This window comes from Promicromonospora sp. NFX87, from assembly GCF_048564965.1.
In the GTDB taxonomy this organism is placed as follows: Bacteria; Actinomycetota; Actinomycetes; order Actinomycetales; family Cellulomonadaceae; genus Promicromonospora.
In genome coordinates this window covers 3,279,113-3,295,713 of the sequence record NZ_CP183413.1, presented here as the reverse complement: position 1 = coordinate 3,295,713, position 16,601 = coordinate 3,279,113, and the positions used below count along the sequence as shown (strand labels likewise).

Genomic DNA, 16,601 nt, shown 5'->3' with positions numbered 1-16,601 from the left:
ACGACGACCTGTGGATGGCGGGACGGTAGATGTCACCGGTCCGACGTACTCTGACCGGCGATGATTACTCGTGCAGAGAGTGCGTACCTTGGCGCGCTCCGGGCCTTCCAGGAGCCGATGCTCGACCTGCTTCACCGCAGGTACGCGCCGCTCGTCGTGTCGCTGCTGTCCCTGGTGTTCACACCCGAGCGTCCGACGGTCCCGGTCGCGGAGGCGCACACCGAGATCGGTGACGCGCTCGACCAGCTGCGGGCGCAGGGCTACGAGCTGAACGCCGACGGCACGCGCGCCATCCCGCTCGGCAGCGCGCGGGAGCTGTGCAGGCAGTGGTCCGACGTCGGCTGGCTGAAGCGCCAGATCGTCGACGGGGACGTCGAGGTCTACCAGCTCTCGGCACATGCGGTCGGCGCGCTCGAGGTGGCCGGGCGGGCCGGCGGCGCCCGGGCGCGGGTCTCGGAGTCGCGGGTCCGGACGCTCCTGGACGCCGTGGAGCGGCTGGCGCAGGACGCCGACCCGGACGTGGCGGTCCGCATGGCCCGGCTCCAGACGCAGATAGACCGGCTGCAGGCCGAGCTGCTGCGGCTCGACCGGGGCGGGGTGGTCGACGAGGTCGACGACGAGGAGCTGCTGGAGGAGGCCGAGAACGTCCTGCACCTGGTGCGCGAGCTCCCGGCGGACTTCGCGCGTGTGGCGGAGTCGATCAAGGCCATGCAGCGGGACGTGGTGACCGCGCTGCGCCAGGACGAGCGGCCCTCCGGTGACGTGCTGCGCGAGTACCTGGAGCGCGGCGAGCAGGTGATGACGACGACGCCGGAGGGCCGGGCCTTCGCCGGGGCGCTGCGGCTGATCGGTGACCCGCAGCAGATCGACGAGCTGTCGCTGCAGCTCGACACGGTGCTGCGCCACCGCTTCACGGGGCGGCTGCCGGGGCAGCAGCGCACCGAGCTGCGCGACGTCGGGCGGCGGATCGAGCAGGGTGTCGCCGAGGTCATCAAGGCCCAGCGCCAGGCGTCGCACGTCATCACCACACAGGTGCGCAACCACGACCCGCTGCGCGACCGGCAGGTGGACGAGCTGCTGCGCGAGGTGATGATCAGCTTCCAGACATGGATGCCGACGACGCGCCGCGGCCAGGAGGTGGACCCGTTGCGCAGGCTGCCGGTGGCGGACGTCGCGCACCTGCGCCAGTCGACGAGCGACCTGAGCCCGCCGCAGCCCCCGGCCCCGCTGCAGGCAGCGGACGACGGCGCGGACACCGACCTGGAGGACGGCGCCCGCGAGTGGGGCGGACCCCACTACGCCGAGCTGCGCGAGCACCTGGCGTCGTTCGCGGGTGCGCCCGGTGCCGACGGCGACCCCGGCCGCGCCGACCTCGCCGAGGTGTTCGGCGCCGCGCCCGAGTCGATCCGGCGGCCGGTGGACCTGCTCGGCCTGCTGGAGCTCGCGGACCACGAGGGCATGACCGAGACCGACGAGGTGGCGGTCGTCGAGGCGATCCGGCCCGACGGCACCCGGCGGCGGTTCGCGTTCGGCGGCGTCACGGTGCGGACGGGGCCGAACACAGAGCAGGACACAGAGCAGGACGTAGGCACCGAGCAGGACACAGATACAGAGCCGGACACGAAGCTGAACACCGAATCACGCACGAAGGACTACGCACATGAGTGAGACCGCCGTCGAGGAACACATCGAAGAGATCGACGGCGGGGCAGAGACCGACGGCGAGGCAGGGACCGACGGCGGGTTCATCGAGCCGGTGCCGATGGAGGAGGACCCGGAAGGGCTGTTCGCCGGCGACTCCGGGACGCTGGACGCCGCGGTGCGCCGGGTGCTGGTGCGGCTGCTGCGCGGCAGGTTCCTCGTCGCGGACCGCAACAGGGCCCAGTGGAAGGTCCTCCTGGAGAACCAGCAGCTGATCGAGTCCCGGCTGCACGACCTCTTCATCCACCTCGTCGTGGACCACGACCGGGGGATCGCGTACAAGAGGCAGGTCCGTCCCGCCGAGCTGGACGTCCCGATCCTGCTGAAGGACGACCCGTACACCCGCGCCGAGACGCTGGTCCTGGTCCACCTGCGCACGGTCTTCCAGCGGGAGCAGGGCGCGGGGGAGTCCTCGGCCCGGGTGGACGTCGAGGAGGTCGAGCAGACGGTGCTGACGTTCTTCGACCCGGACGACAAGAACCTGGCCGCGCGGCAGACGGAGATCCGCACCGCCGTCCGGCGGCTGGAGAAGGAAGGGCTCATCGAGGAGGAGTCCGAGGGACGGTTCCGCGTCACGCCGCTGGTCGAGATAGTGCTCAGCAACGAGCGGCTCGGCGAGCTCCGGGAGTGGCTGCGCACGCAGAACGAGCAGAACCAGCAGAGCCAGCAGGAGAACCAGGAGAACCAGCGATGACGATGATCGACACCCTGTTCGGGATGATCCCGGCGGCGTCGACCGGGCAGCAGTGGGTCGCGCGCGACCTCCAGCTGGTCAACTGGGGCGGATATGACGGCTACCACCAGGTGCGCCTGGCGACGACGGCGACCCTGCTCTCCGGCGGCTCCGGCTCCGGCAAGTCGACGCTCATGGACGCCTATATCGCGCTCCTCATGCCGCACACCACGCCGTTCAACGGCGCGTCCAACGGCAGCGTCGTCGGGCGCCCGCGCGGCAAGGACCAGCGCAACATCCTGTCCTACGCGCGCGGCAAGATCGACGAGTCCCGGACCGACGACGGCACCCGCCAGCGCGTGCTGCGGGGCGACGGCCGGGACACCTGGTCGGCGATCGCGATGACGTGGGTGGACCAGTCCGGCACGAGCTTCACCGCCGTCCGCGCCTGGTACGTCCCGTCCGCCGCACGCACCCTCGAAGAGGTGGTCCCGCTGCGCGCCACGTGCGACGGCGCCTTCGACCTGCGCGGCCTGGAGCGGGCGGCCGCCCAGCGCCTCGCCCGTACGGAGGTCACCGAGGCCGGGCTGACGTGCTTCGACACCGACCGGGAGTTCACGGCCCGCCTGCACTCGACGCTCGGCATCGGCGCGTCCGGCGACGGCAACAAGGCGGTGGCGCTGCTCGGCCGCATCCAGGCAGGCCAGCAGATCACCACCGTGGACGCCCTCTACAAGGCGATGGTCCTCGAGGAGCCCGAGACCCTGGCCAAGGCGGACGAGGTCGTCGAGCACTTCGACAAGCTCGCCGGCACCCGTGAGCAGATGATCACGGCCCGCCAGCAGGTCAACGCGCTCTCCCCGATCCGCGGCTACCACGCGGCCATCGCGGGTGCGGTCGAGCGGCTGCGGGTCATCGACGAGATCGGTTCCTTCGCCGACGCCGCCTCGCCCGCGGCGCTGTGGCGCAACGGACGGCGCCTCGGCCTGCTGCGCGCAGTCGAGCACGACCTGCAGGCCGAGCACCGTGCGGCGCTGGGGCGCGCCGAGGAGACCAGGGTCCGGATCACCGCGGCGAAGTCCGAGCTGGACGGCGTGCTGGAGACCCTCCGTGCGTCGGGCGGCGACCGGCTGGCCACCGCGCAGCGCGAGCTGAAGGGCGTCGACTCGCGGCTGGCCGAGGTCGAGCGCGCCCGCGGCCGGCTGGACGACGCCCTGGGCGTGCTGGAAGCGGAGGCGGGTTCGGAGGCCGAGTTCTCGGCGGTGGCCGCGCGCGCCGGTGCCGCCCTGGCCGACGTCGGCACGAAGAAGGTCGCGCGCGACGCGTTCGGCGAGGCGATGTCGGCGCGGAACGCCGCGCGCGCCGAGCTCGCGGAGCTCGAGGCCGAGCGGTCGGCGGCCGCCGAACGGCGCGGCAACATCCCCGACCACCTGCACCGAGCACGTGCCACGCTGGCCGAGGCCGCCGGGCTGACCCCCGAGGACCTGCCCTTCGTGGGCGAGCTGCTGGAGGTCCGCACGGAGTTCGAGCCCTGGCGCGGGGCGTTCAACCTCGCGCTGGGCGGCTTCGCGACCAAGATGCTCATCGACTCGGCGCGCATCCAGGCGTTCCGCAAGGCGATCGACGCCGTCCCGACGTCCACCCGGATCCGGTTCGAAGGCGTGCCCACCGGGATGCGCGACGAGCTGGGCCTCGACAAGCGGACCCTCCCCGGCCGGCTCGACGTCCGCGGCGGACCCTTCGCCGGCTGGCTCAAGCACGAGCTGGCGCAGCGCTTCGCCTACGTCTGCGTGGACACCCCGGGGCAGCTGGGGCAGCACAAGATGGCGCTCACCCGGTCGGGCCAGCAGTCCGAGGGCCACCGCGGCGCGCACGGCGGAAACCTCAGGTCCAACGTCCTGGGCTTCACCAACGGCCGCGCGCTGGCCGACCTCGACGAACGCATCGCCCAGGCCCGCGAGCGGCTCGCCGAGGCCGAACGCCGCGTGGCGGACGCCGACGCGCGCCTCAACCGGCACGACGACGAGCTCGCCGCATACCGCACGGTCAGCGACCTGACCTGGGACGAGGTGGACGTCGCAACCGTCCAGGAGGAACGGTCCCGCTGGACGCAGGTCATCCACGAGGTCACCGCGGGGAACCCCGAGATCACGCGCCTGCGGGACCAGTCAGGCGCGCTCGAGAAGCAGATCGACGCCCTCAACCAGGACCTCGGCAAGACGACGGCGCGCGCCGACGCGCTGGAGGCGCGCTGGACGGCCGTCACCGACGACGTCGACGCCGCCCAGCAGGCGCTCGACGACGCCGAGGCGGCCGAGGTCGCCGTCGGGCCGGAGCAGGGGGAGTACCTCGACGCGCTGTTCCGGGCCGCCGACCTCGACGCCACGAGCGGTGGTGCGGCGGCCGCCGCAGCACTCGAGGCGTTCGACGGCGCGCTGCGGCAGGCCACCGAACGGCTCAAGGCGGACCGGGAGGCCGCGCAGACCGCGCTCGGCACGGCCCGGGACGCGCTGCGCCGGACCTTCGAGAACTTCCACGAGCGCTGGCACGACCCGAACCTCGGGACCGACCCGGAGGAGTCCTACGGCGACTACGACCGGATCCTGACCGACCTGGAGACCAGCGGGCTCCACGAGCTCGAGACGGACTGGCGCAACAGCCTCCTGCGCCTGTCCGGGAACGACCTCACCGACCTGTACCGGGCGCTGGCCGGCTCGGTCCGCGAGATCAAGGAGCGGATCGGCCCGGTCAACGACATCCTCGCGAACCTCCCGTTCGCGGACGACGAGCACCGTCTGCGCATCGACGCGCGCGACAACCAGTCCACGGTTGTCAGCGCGTTCCGCAAGGAGCTGCGCAACCTCCGCGAGTCGCTGACCCGCGAGGCGACGGACGCCGAGCGCGAGCGGCGGTACCTGCGGATGGCCAAGGTGATCGACCGGATCCGGCGGAACGCGCCCGACTTCGCCGACCTCGTCGACGTCCGGCGGCACGTGCGGCTCAGCGCCGAGAAGGTCGATCTGGACGGCAACCACGTCGCGCACTACGACGGCATCGGCGAGAAGTCGGGTGGCGAGTCCCAGGAGCTCGTCGCGTTCATCGTCGGCGCGGCCCTGCGCTACCAGCTCGGCGACGCCGGGGCGGAGCGTCCGCGGTACGCGCCGGTGTTCCTCGACGAGGCGCTCATCAAGGCCGACGCCCGGTTCACGGGGCGGGCCGTCGGCGCGTGGCGCGGCCTCGGCTTCCAGCTCATCATCGGTGCGCCCAACGACAAGTACAGCGCCCTGGAACCGCACGTCGACATGAAGTACGTGGTCCTCAAGGACGCCTCGGGCCGGTCCCGGACCAAGGCGGTGGCGGGCGTGGCCGAGCCTGCCGGCCAGCTGGTCACCACCAGCGCCGACTGACCGCGATTCAGCAGGCCGGGGCGAACCACAATCCTCGCGATTACGGTTCTCCCTGGCCTGCCGAGCTCGGTCAGTCGGTCGGTCCCTTCAGCGGCAGAGTGCTGGCTCAGCCTGCCGCGTCCGTCAGCATCGGCGGGCAGGTGCCGCCCGGCTCGGTCAGCAGCTCGAAGTGCCAGATCTCGTTCTCGTACACCTGGCACAGCCCGTAGTCGGTGCCGTGCTGGATCATCCAGTAGTCCGCTTCGGTCGGCCCGATGTCGACGGCCTTGCCGCCGATGTGCCTGGACTCCTCGGGCGTGGCGACCTCGCGGCGGGCTGCCTCCAGGCTGCCGTGCTTCCGGACCGCCGCGTCCAGCAGCTCCTGCTGGTAGGCGGGGCTGCGCCAGCCGCTCGTGATCCAGAAGTCGATGTCGTCGGCCGCCGCGTCGGCGGCGGCCTGGCGGACGGCGTCGGCGAGCGCCGGGTCGAGGCCCGTGATCGCGGGAAGGTCGTCGTCGAGCGTCGCGGCGCCGTCGGGTATCTCGCCGCCTTCTACGCCGATCGGGCCGGACGCGGTGCTGCCCTGGCCCAGTGCGTCGTCGACCGCCTGGACGACCGGCGAGTCGACGCGGTCGAGCAGGGGGTAGACGCCGAAGAGGGCGGCCAGCAGCACAGCCGCGACCACGAGCACGGCCGGTGCCCGGCGGACGCCGGAGCGGCGGCGGGCGGGGGCGCCCGCGTGCGCCGGCGGGAGGTGCGCCGGCGGGAGCTGGATGAGGTCCTGTCGAGTCATGTCCCCAGCCCATCGCGGACGACGTTGCCAGGGTGTCTCCGTTTTTCGATATGCGCGCGATACACCAGGCGAGGACACGCACAGGGACGGGCACAGGGACGGGCACAGAAACACGCACGGGAACGGCCGTCGTCACACCCGCGGAGCGGCTCCCCAGGCATGCACGACGGGTAGCTGGACCGTGACCCGGAGCCCGCCGTCCGCCCGGGCGGCGAGGGCGAGGGTGCCGCCGTGCGCCGTGGTGATGCTCCGGACGATCGCCAGCCCGAGGCCGACCCCCGCGTGGTCGCCGCGTACCCGACCGGTGCCGCGCTGGAACGGTTCGGTGAGGGTCGAGACGAGCTCTGGTGCGAGCGTGTCCCCGGTGTTCTCGACGGTGAGCGCCACCGTTCCGGCACGGACGCTGGTGGTGACCCGGACGCTGCCGTGGTCGGGAAGGTTGTGGACTATCGCGTTGTGGACGAGGTTGCTGGTCAGCTGCAGCAGGAGCGCGTACGAGCCGAGTGCGGGGGCGACGTCGCCCGAGGTCTCGATGGTGAGGCCGTGCTTCTCCGCCAGGGGCAGGAGGGTCTCCGTGGCTTCCTCCGCGATGAGGGACAGGTCGACGGGCTCGCGGGTGAAGGACCCCCGGTCGGCGCGGCTGAGCACGAGCAGCGCCTCCGTGAGGTCGATCGCCCGCGTGTTGACGTGCCGGAGGCGGTCGATCAGCTCGTCGGCGTCGCGCGCCGGATCGTTGCGGGCGACCTCGAGGAGGGTCTGCGTGATCGCCAGCGGGGTGCGCAGCTCGTGGGAGGCGTTGGCGGCGAATCGCTGCTGTTCGGCGATGTGCGCCTCGAGCCGCGCGAGCATGGCGTCGAAGGTGTCGGCCAGCTCGCGGAACTCGTCCTGGCGGCCCTCGAGCCGGATCGGGTGGGGCAGCGACCCGGTCGTGCGGCGGGCGGCTTGGGTGATGCGCCGCAGCGGGCTGAGCATGCGGCCGGCGAGGACCCACCCGCCCAGGAGCCCGAGCACCAGCAGCAGCGCGAGCGCCACCGTCGCCCGGGGGAAGAAGGCGCGCGCCAGGTCGCCCTGGTTCGGGATGAACGTCGATCCGAGCCCGCCGGGCGCGGAGCTCCCGGGGGCGTAGGTCTGCTCGGGCACGTAGCGCAGCAGGAAGACCCACACGACCGCGAGCAGCAGGACGCCGGTGACCATGAGGAACCCGGCATAGCTGAGGGTGAGCTTGAGGCGGACGCTCATCCCGGGCTGCCTGCCCACGGGCTCCCTATCCACGGTCGGCTCCAGGGCCAGGCCCAGGTGACGTCTCGATGCGGTAGCCGACGCCGGGCACCGTGGCGATGATCCAGGGTTCGCCGAGCCGCTTGCGCAGCGCCGAGACGGTGATGCGCACCGCGTTGGTGAACGGGTCGGCGTTCTCGTCCCAGGCCCGCTCCAGCAGCTGCTCGGCGCTGACGACGCCGCCGTCCGCTGCGACGAGCACCTCCAGGACGGCGAACTGCTTCCTGGTCAGCGCGACGTAGCGGCCGTCCCGGTAGACCTCCCGGCGGAACGGGTCCAGCCGGAGCCCCGCGAGCTCGCTGACCGGGGGCCGGGTGTGCCCGCGCCTGCGGTCGAGCGCCCGCAGCCGCAGCACGAGCTCGCGGAGCTCGAACGGCTTGGTGAGATAGTCGTCGGCGCCGAGCTCGAACCCCGAGGCCTTGTCGTCGATCCGGTCGGCGGCGGTCAGCATCAGGATCGGGATGCCGCTGCCGGAGGCGACGATGTGCCTCGCGACCTCGTCACCGGACGGGCCGGGGATGTCGCGGTCGAGGACCGCGAGGTCGTAGGAGTTGACGCCGAGCAGCGCCAGGGCGGAGTCGCCGTCGCCGGCGATGTCAGCGGCGATGGCCTCCAGCCGCAGTCCGTCCCGGACGGCCTCGGCGAGGTAGGGCTCGTCCTCCACGATCAGCACACGCATACCGGCACCTTAGGCCGCGGGCGCCGCACACGGCCGGACGCCCGACGCCGTCGCACCGAGGGTGCGGCGACGGCGTCGGGCGGGAGCCTCCCCGCCGTGCGTCCTAGCCGGCCGCCTGCAGCTGCGGGTACAGCGCGGACAGCGGCCCGGACAGCGCCTGCTTGACCTGGCGGCTCGTGTCGTCCGCGAGGACCTCGGGCTCGCCGGCCTCCAGCCCGTCGTAGATCGCCGCGACGATGTCCCGCGGGTCCTCCTTCGGCACGTCGAGGGCGGCGATCATCGGCGTGTCCGTGTAGCCGAGGTGCGCGCCCAGCAGGTGGGTCTTCTGGTCCAGCAGCTCCACGCGCAGCGCGTTGCTGAACGACCAGAAGGCGGCCTTCGTCGCCGAGTAGGTGCCGACGCCGAGCCAGCTCAGCGCGGAGTGCACGTTGATGACGGCGCCGCCGTCGTTCCCGGCCAGGACCGGCGCGAACGCCTGGGTGACCGCGAGCTGCGCGAACACGTTCGTCTCGAACACCGAGCGGACGGCGTCCAGCGGCGTGCTCAGGACCGGTTGCCCGGAGTCGGAGATCCCCGCGTTGTTGATCAGGACCGTCGTGTCAGCGGCCTGCTCGGCCACAGCGGCCACCGACTCGGGGGAGTTGATGTCGAGGGCCAGCGGCACCACGCGGGGGTCGGTCCACTCCTGCGGCGTGCGGGCGGTGGCGTAGACCTTGGCGGCGCCGCGCTGGAGGGCCTCGGCGACGAACGCGCGGCCGAGGCCGCCGTTCGCGCCGGTGACCAGGACCACTGCGTTCTTGAGGGTAGTCATCGTGACGAGCTCGCTTTCATGAGGTTGTCGTGCGAGATGGTGGCTTGGGACGGGATGGGGAGGGCAGGGACCGCACCGGGCGCGGACGCCCGGGAACGGAGGGTGAGGAGGGCTGCGAGCGTGAGCGCGACGACGGTCGCGCTGCCCGCGACCAGCGCGGTCTGCAGGCCGACGGCGGTGCCCAGGGCACCCACACCGAGCGCGACCACCGCCTGGACGAGGTAGGCGACCAGGTAGGCCGACGACGTCGTCGCGGCCCGGTGCTCCGCCGCCGCGCTCTGGGTGACGAGCGTGATGCCACCGGAGAAGAGGAGGCTGTAGCCGGCGCCGCCCACCAGCGAGTACAGGACGAGGAACGGCATCGAGTGGGTGGCGCCCGCCGTGACCATCAGCGCCTGCCCGGCCACCGCGGCGAGCGCGCCGAGGCGGAGGGCCGTGGCGGCCCTGAGCCTTCCTGCGAGGAGCGCGACGGCGCCGATCGCCGCGGCGGAGATCGCCAGCACCACGCCGTTGACGAAGGCGTCGTCGGAACGCACGGTGTCGCGCGCGAACTGGGCGCCGACGCCGAGGAAGATCGCGCCGAGCGCATAGGCGGCGGAGACGCCGAACGTTCCCGCCAGGAACGGCATCCGGCGCTGGGGCACGGCCAGCCGGCGCGGGCGCCAGCGGCCTGCGGTGGTGCTGGGCAGGGCGCGCGGCAGGAACCAGACCGCGAGCACCGCGACGACGACGCCCGCGAGCAGGACGCCGTAGGCGGAGTGCAGCGGGCTGGGCCCGAACTGCACGGTCGCGCCGCCGACGAGCAGGGCCGTGATGATGCCTACCGAGCTCGCCCCGGCGGTGATGGCGCCGGTGCGGTCGCGGACGCCGTCGCGCCCCGCGGACGCGATGACGCTCGTCGCCGGGCCCAGGCTGAGCCCCACCCCGATGCCCATGAGCGCGCGGCCGGTGAGCAGGAGCGCCAGGTTCGGCGCGAGCAGGAAGGTGAGGGCGCCGAGCCCCAGGAACCCGAGGCCGGCGAGGATCGCGTTCCGGCTGCCCACCGTCTCCGCGAACCCGCCGAGCAGGAGCAGCGTCCCGATCAGCGCGACCGGGTAGGCGGCGAACACGGTGGTCGTGACGGCGGTCGTCAGGTGCCACTCGGCCGCGTACGCCGGGTAGACGAGCGTCGGCGCGGCCGAGGCCCAGAGTGCGAGTGCCACGGCAGAGGCAGCGGCCCAGCGACTGCCCCGCGGCGCCCAGGTGAAGGCCATGGAAGAGCTCCCGTCTGAGTTGGAAATGCCAACTTAGCAAGTCTAAGTTTGGATCGGCAACTCAGGTTGGTAGGATGTGGGCATGAGCACAACGTCCCGCGAACGAAATGCCCGCTGCTCCGTGGCCCGGAGCCTTGAGGTGCTGGGGGAGAAGTGGACGCTGCTCGTCGTCCGGGAGGCGTTCTTCGGGGTGACGAGGTTCGCCGACTTCCGCGCGCGCCTGGGGGTAGCCCCCGACGTGCTGACCGCCCGGCTGGAGACCCTTGTCGAGGGCGGCGTGCTGGAGCGCCGGCCGTACCGGGACGAGGGGCAGCGGCAGCGGGAGGAGTACGTGCTCACCGAGGCCGGGGCGGAGCTCAAGACCGTCCTGGCGGCGTTCGTCGCGTGGGGCGACGTACACCGGCCCTCAGGGTTCGGGCCGTCGATCGCCTACGTCGACCGGGAGACGGAGGCGCCCGTGCGCCTCGCCTTCGTGGCCGAGGACGGACGCGAGCTCGCGCCGGAGGACGTCGACGTCGTCGCAGGGCCGGGGGCGCTGGTGGCCGCCGCTGGTTGAGCTCGCCTCCGCTGGTTGAGCTTGTCGAAACCAGGTCTCGACAGGCTCGACCAACGGGGTGGGGTCGGCGGGTCAGCTCGCCTGCGTTGCGTGCAAGGTCGCGTAGCGGCCACCGCGCGCGACGAGCTGGTCGTGCGTGCCCTGCTCCACGATCCGGCCGTGCTCCAGCACGACGATCCGGTCCGCCTGACGGATCGTCGACAGGCGGTGGGCGACCACCAGCGTCGTCCGACCGCGCATGAGGCGGCCGAGCGCCTCCTTGACGAGCAGCTCCGACTCGGTGTCCAGGGCGCTGGTCGCCTCGTCGAGCAGGAGGATGCGCGGGTCGCGCACCAGGGCGCGGGCGATCGCTATGCGCTGCCGCTGCCCGCCCGAGAGCCGGGCGCCGCGTTCGCCGACGACGGTGTCCCACCCCTGCGGCTGGGCCTCCACGAAGTCCAGCGCGTTGGCGTCCCGCAGCGCGGTGCGGACGACGTCGTCGGGCGCGTCCGGGAGGCCGTAGGTGACGTTCTCGCGGATGGTGCCCTCGAACAGCACCGACTCCTGCGGCACCACCGAGACGTGGCGGCGCACCGTGCGCAGGTCCAGCTCCTGCGCGTCGGCGCCGTCGACGAGCACCCGGCCCGACGTCGGGCGGATGAAGCCCAGCACCAGGTTGAGCAGCGTGGACTTGCCCGACCCGGACGAGCCGACGAACGCGACGGTCTCGCCCGCCGGGACCGTGAGCGTGACGTCGTGCAGGGCGTCGTCGTCGGAGCCGGGGTAGCGGTGGTGCACGTGGTCCAGCGCCAGCTCGCCGGCGACGGCGTCGACGGTGCGGCGGCCCGCGTTCTCCTCGAGGTCGGGCTCCTCCAGCACCTCGGCGATGGAGCGCACGGACTCCATGCCGCGCGCCGTGACCGGGATCAGCATGAGGAGCTGGGTGAGCCCCTGGGTGAGCAGCGTGAAGTAGCTCGACAGCAGCACCACCTCGCCGGGCGTGACCGGCAGGAAGCCCGTGAGCGAGAAGATCGCGGCCAGCGCGAGGCATGTCACGCCGAGCAGCTGCATCGTGACCCACGAGAGCGACGCGACGCGGCCGTTGAGCATGTCGAGGTGCAGGCCCGCGCGGCGGACGCCGTCGGCGCCGTCGGCCAGGCGGTTGACCGCCGTCTGCTCCAGGCCGTGCGCGCGGGTGATCGGGATGAGCGAGGCCATCTCGCCCACGCGGGACGCGAAGCCCTCGACCTCGCGGCGGAAGTGCTCGTTGCGGTCCCGGGACCGGCGCGCCGTCGCCCAGCGCATGCCGAGCGCGAGCGGTACGGCGAGCAGGTAGACGGGCAGGAACTCTGGAACCTTGACGGCGGTCATGGTCAGGGCGCCCGCGAGCACCATGAGCGACGAGAGCAGCGGGTGCGTGACCTGCTGGAGCATCACCTCGATGTTCTCGACGTCGCGCACCACCTTGGACTGCACCACCGACGAGCTGGCGCGCGTGTGATACCCGATCGACAGGCTCTGCAGGCGGGCGGCGAGCGCGTTGCGCAGGCCGGCGCCGGTGTCCCGGACCACCGTCATGAAGTTGCGGGTGTAGACCAGGTGGTTCGGGAAGTTCTGCAGGAGCAGCGCGGCGGCGATCGCGAACCAGGCGAGGACGTCGCGCACCGGCCCGCCTGTGGCGACGATGTCGATGACGGACGCCGTGACGACCGGCAGGAACCACATCGGGATCTCTTTGAGCGTGAACGCCCCGATCGCCACCGACATGCGCCCGGGCCGCCGGGCGAGCAGCCGCAGGACCGACCTGGCGGGCCGTGAGCTGTCGATGCGGATCGGGATGGTAAGCGCTTTCTCGGCAGCCATGGACCACATGCTATGGCCCCCTGCAGGCCGGGGCAGCGGGAGGTCCGCCTTGACCAAGCGGTTGCGCATGCTCCGGGGCCGGAAACCATGCGCAACCGCTTGGTCGCAGCGGACCTTCACGACCGTCAGCGGGTCATCAGGTTGTACTGGGCCGCCACCTCCCTCGGGGTGATCGCGCGGTCCAGCAGCTCGATCGTGTCCATCGTGCAGTCGCAGGGGTTCCGCTCCTGCGTGTCCTGGGGGAAGCTGCCGCCGATCTTGATCCCGCGGGGCGTCGTCGCCGAGGCGCCCGTACCGTCCACCTGCCACGGGTCGCCGTCGACCGCGTAGAAGCCCGGTAGCCGCTCGCCGTCGCGGTACAGGGCCATCCGCCCGGTCGTGTAGTCGAACGTCGCGGCCAGGTGCACCCATTCGTCCTGCGGCAGCAGGGTGCGCCAGTCCTCGTGCGCGGCGAAGATCTGCGACTCGCCGCCGTCGAGCCGCCGGCCGAGCGCGACGAGCCGCAGCTCGCCGTCCACCTCGATGATCTCCAGGAGGGCGCGCACGGCGTGCCCGTCCGAGTCGCCGCTGAGCACGCCCGCCAGGCCGACCGCGCCGTAGCGGTCGTCGGGGTCGGCGGTGTTCGTGTTCGGGCTCGGGTTCTGGCCGGTCATCCGGACCCAGCCCATGACCGTCATCCCGTCCACGCCGCTCAGGGCGGACAGGGTGTCCACGCCGTCGGCGTCGTACACGCCCGCCTTCCAGTCGTCGTTGCCCGCCGCCAGCGGGTCCACCTGGCCGAGCTGGATCGAGTTGTTGCTGCCCGGGTAGGCGCCGTCGGCCACGCGCATGTCCTCGCCGCCGTTGATGAGGTTCAGGTACGTGCGGGACGCGCCGCGGTCGATCTCCACCGCACCGTCCTGCTGGAACGGGTGCTCGAAGTCGTAGAAGCTGACCACGTTCCCTCGCAGGGAGCGGGGGACGTCCTGCGGCACGGGCGTGCGCACCGTGTCGACTACCTTCCAGATCTTCCCGTTCGCCTTGGCGATCAGGTACAGGTCGCCCGACGCGTCCCGGCCCATCCGCAGGTCGGCCCGCTCGTCGCCCGTGAAGTCGGGCATCCGCTTGCGGGTGCCGTCGGTGTCGTAGAGCGCCAGCTCGTACATCTGCGCCTCCGGGCCGCCGCGCCGCATCCGCGACTCCTCGGCGTAGAACACCCGCCCCTCGACCAGGTCCGTGAACAGGTACTTGCCGCTCAGCGCGGGCAGGTCGCGCCCGCGGTAGACGAACCCGCCGCTGATCGCGTAGCCGCTGTCCGACGTGCACGGCCAGCCGGGCGGCGGGTCGTGGTCGTAGGCGACGACCGGATACGTGAAGCCGAGGTCGGCGTCGTTCTCCGGGAGCGGGTAGAGGTTGCAGCGGTCGGCCGGGTCGAAGACGTACCGGCCCTCCCGGTCGCCCCAGCCGAAGTTGTCGCCGGCCTGGACGTCGTAGACCGCCTCGATCGCGTGCTCGCCGATGTGGCCGAGGAACATGCGCGGCTCACCCCGCCGGCCCTGGCCCCAGCTGAACCGGTGCGGGTCGCGCATGCCGACGGCATAGATCTCGCCCAGCGCGCCGGCCGTCCCGACGAACGGGTTCGACGGCGGGATGCCGTACGTCCCGCCCGGCCCGTCGGTGCCCGCCGGGTCGATGCGGAGGATCTTGCCCGCCGGCGTCCCCATGTCCTGCGGGATACCCGTGCCCACGCCGCGGCCGCCGTCGCCCACGGCAAGGTAGAGCAGGCCGTAGTCCTCGCTGCCGGGCCGCGCCGTCGGGTTGAAGTCGATCTGCTGGATCGCGTGGACCTGCCCCGCGAAGCCGAGGCGCAGCACCTCGCGGCTCGTCCCCGAGAACGTGTCGGACGCCGGGTCGTCGGCCACCCACTCGGTCACCACCGAGTGCAGGAACGTGGGAACCTGCGGCGGGTAGGTGGTGGGGTCGGACGGCGGACCCGCGTTGCCCGGCCGCTCGGTGTGCACCGTGTAGAACGTGCCGTTGTCCTCGAAGTCCGGGTGGAACGTCGCGAACCCGAACCCGCTGCCCATGCCGCGCCCCGAGAAGAACTCCGGCGCGAACTCGGCCGCCACGTCCAGGTAGACCCGCGGCTCGCCGTCCTCCACGAAGTAGAGCGGGCCGTTCAGGTCTGGCACGTAGGTGCGGCCCGATCCGTCGGGCAGCTCGCCCAGGCCGTTGATCCGGGCGTGCCGCATCAGCCGGCGGTCGATCGGCGCGGGGATCGGCTCCGTCTTGGGGAACTGGGCGTACTCCTGAAGGACCAGGCCCAGCGTGGACTGGATCTCCTCGGGCGCCGGGTCGGTGATCGGCCCGGGATCGGCTGCCGCGGTCGCCGTCGTCATGGACGCCGTGGTCAGTCCGGCCAGCGCGGTAGCGGTGACCGCCAGCGCGGCCACCGCCGACCGCCATCGTCTCGTGCTCGTGGTGCCTCTGCTCATGGTGCCTCCGTAAGGTGTCGTCGTCGTCGCCTTCGTTGGTCGAGCGTCTTCGTTGGTCGAGCCCGGTCTCGACAGGCGCGACCAACGGTTTTGTCAACGGTGGCGTCACCGGCAGAACGGCTGCGCCCCGGCCGCGCTCAGGATGCCGCCCACCACGTGCTTCTCGAACGACTCCGCGCCCGCGAGCGCCGAGTCCTCCGTCCAGGCGGCGGGGTCGTGGCCGAGCGTGGTGACCCACGCGCGTCCGCCGTCGTAGTACTGGCACCACGAGACCGGGTGGTCGCCCGCGTGGCCGGGGTGCCCGTTGAACCCGGTGTGGTCGCCGATGGTCGCGGTGTCCACCTCGGCGAGGAACCGCACACCCGTGGGGAAGGGCTCGAGGTGGTACCACTCGTCGCGGAAGTCCCACCGGCGCGGCAGGTCGCGCGTCGAGGCGTCGCGGCGGCTGGTCGTGAGGACCTGCCCGTCGCGGTGCGGCCCGTGGTCGTAGAAGTTCGCGCCGCCGAGCAGCCCCTGGAACCACGGCCAGTGGTACATCGCGCCGAGCGTGTTGTGGATCGCGACGAAGCCGCCGCCTGACCGGACGTACTGCAGCAGCGCGGTCTGGGACGCGTCGTCGAGCATGGTGCGGGAGTTGCTGAGGAACACGACGGCGTCGTACGGAGCGAGCTTGGCGGGGGCGTCGAGCTGGCGCACGTCCTCGGTCCAGTCGACGTCGAACCCGTGCTCCTGCCCCCATCGGACGACGGCGTTCTGCGCCACGTGCGCGTCCGTGAGCGGCGGGTTCATGCCTGCGGGCAGCAACGGCCCGAGGTGGGCGTGCCGGGAGCTGCCGGTCGCGGTGAGGACGAGCACGCGCACGACGCCGTCGTCGTCACGCGGCAGGTCCCAGTCGTTGTAGCAGTCGGGGTTGATGCCCCGGCAGACGCCGTAGTCGGCGAGCTTGTCCTGGTAGGGATCCTGGCGGCCCGCGGACGACGGCGATGTCGCGCCGGACGAGCCCCCGCCGACGGCGGGCGTGAGATGCAGCCCGGCGAGCAGCGCGGCCAGGATCGCCAGGCCGAGCACCACCTGTCCGGCACTGCCGAGCGACTTTCCCAGGGCGGATCGAAGCGACATGACAGTTCTCCTTTGAACGGCCGGCAGTCAGTCCTG

At 72.3% G+C, this 16,601-nt stretch carries 12 protein-coding genes; 4 read left to right on the top strand and 8 right to left on the bottom strand.

What is annotated here, in order from left to right; genetic code table 11:
• The first annotated feature begins 60 nt into the window (after positions 1-60).
• Genes ACNYC2_RS14860 through ACNYC2_RS14850 form a run of 3 tightly spaced genes read left to right on the top strand, consistent with a single transcriptional unit; the run spans position 61 to position 5,781 of the window.
• Positions 61-1,668, top strand: a complete 1,608-nt coding sequence (locus ACNYC2_RS14860; protein ID WP_419702535.1) for a DUF3375 domain-containing protein — start codon at positions 61-63, stop codon at positions 1,666-1,668.
• Positions 1,661-2,395: a DUF4194 domain-containing protein gene (locus tag ACNYC2_RS14855; RefSeq protein WP_419702534.1), complete on the top strand. Its 735-nt coding sequence runs from the start codon at positions 1,661-1,663 to the stop codon at positions 2,393-2,395. The genes ACNYC2_RS14860 and ACNYC2_RS14855 overlap by 8 nt, the downstream gene beginning before the upstream one ends.
• Positions 2,392-5,781: an ATP-binding protein gene (locus tag ACNYC2_RS14850; RefSeq protein WP_419702533.1), complete on the top strand. Its 3,390-nt coding sequence runs from the start codon at positions 2,392-2,394 to the stop codon at positions 5,779-5,781. Before ACNYC2_RS14855 ends, ACNYC2_RS14850 begins: the two co-directional genes overlap by 4 nt.
• A gap of 106 nt (positions 5,782-5,887) precedes the next feature.
• Here the strand turns inward: ACNYC2_RS14850 and ACNYC2_RS14845 are convergent, their stop codons facing one another.
• The 5 genes from ACNYC2_RS14845 to ACNYC2_RS14825 form a co-directional block, all read right to left on the bottom strand.
• Positions 5,888-6,553, bottom strand: a complete 666-nt coding sequence (locus ACNYC2_RS14845; protein WP_419702532.1) for a M15 family metallopeptidase — start codon at positions 6,551-6,553, stop codon at positions 5,888-5,890.
• 132 nt (positions 6,554-6,685) lie between these two features.
• A complete protein-coding gene (locus ACNYC2_RS14840; protein ID WP_419707836.1) occupies positions 6,686-7,792 on the bottom strand; it encodes a sensor histidine kinase in 1,107 nt (368 codons plus the stop codon).
• Between the two features lie 25 nt (positions 7,793-7,817).
• On the bottom strand, positions 7,818-8,510 hold the full coding sequence (locus ACNYC2_RS14835; protein ID WP_419702531.1) for a response regulator transcription factor: 693 nt from the start codon (positions 8,508-8,510) through the stop codon (positions 7,818-7,820).
• A gap of 103 nt (positions 8,511-8,613) precedes the next feature.
• Positions 8,614-9,321 (bottom strand): SDR family oxidoreductase, encoded by a 708-nt coding sequence (locus ACNYC2_RS14830; RefSeq protein ID WP_419702530.1) that lies wholly within the window; start codon positions 9,319-9,321, stop codon positions 8,614-8,616.
• Positions 9,318-10,574 (bottom strand): MFS transporter, encoded by a 1,257-nt coding sequence (locus ACNYC2_RS14825; RefSeq protein ID WP_419702529.1) that lies wholly within the window; start codon positions 10,572-10,574, stop codon positions 9,318-9,320. The genes ACNYC2_RS14830 and ACNYC2_RS14825 overlap by 4 nt, the downstream gene beginning before the upstream one ends.
• A gap of 82 nt (positions 10,575-10,656) precedes the next feature.
• Here ACNYC2_RS14825 and ACNYC2_RS14820 point away from each other — a divergent pair, with 82 nt between their 5' ends.
• The gene (locus tag ACNYC2_RS14820; protein WP_419702528.1) at positions 10,657-11,130 is read left to right on the top strand and encodes a winged helix-turn-helix transcriptional regulator; all 474 of its coding nucleotides are present in this window, start codon (positions 10,657-10,659) and stop codon (positions 11,128-11,130) included.
• Positions 11,131-11,202: 72 nt separating this feature from the next.
• Here ACNYC2_RS14820 and ACNYC2_RS14815 read toward each other — a convergent pair whose 3' ends face one another.
• From ACNYC2_RS14815 to ACNYC2_RS14805, 3 genes are all read right to left on the bottom strand, one after another.
• Positions 11,203-12,972 (bottom strand): ABC transporter ATP-binding protein, encoded by a 1,770-nt coding sequence (locus ACNYC2_RS14815; RefSeq protein ID WP_419702527.1) that lies wholly within the window; start codon positions 12,970-12,972, stop codon positions 11,203-11,205.
• A gap of 125 nt (positions 12,973-13,097) precedes the next feature.
• The gene (locus tag ACNYC2_RS14810) at positions 13,098-15,446 is read right to left on the bottom strand and encodes a PQQ-dependent sugar dehydrogenase (protein WP_419702526.1); all 2,349 of its coding nucleotides are present in this window, start codon (positions 15,444-15,446) and stop codon (positions 13,098-13,100) included.
• Positions 15,447-15,551: 105 nt separating this feature from the next.
• Positions 15,552-16,565 carry a ThuA domain-containing protein gene (locus tag ACNYC2_RS14805; RefSeq protein WP_419702525.1) on the bottom strand — a complete coding sequence of 338 codons (1,014 nt, stop codon included), beginning with the start codon at positions 16,563-16,565 and terminating at the stop codon, positions 15,552-15,554.
• Positions 16,566-16,601 lie beyond the last annotated feature (36 nt).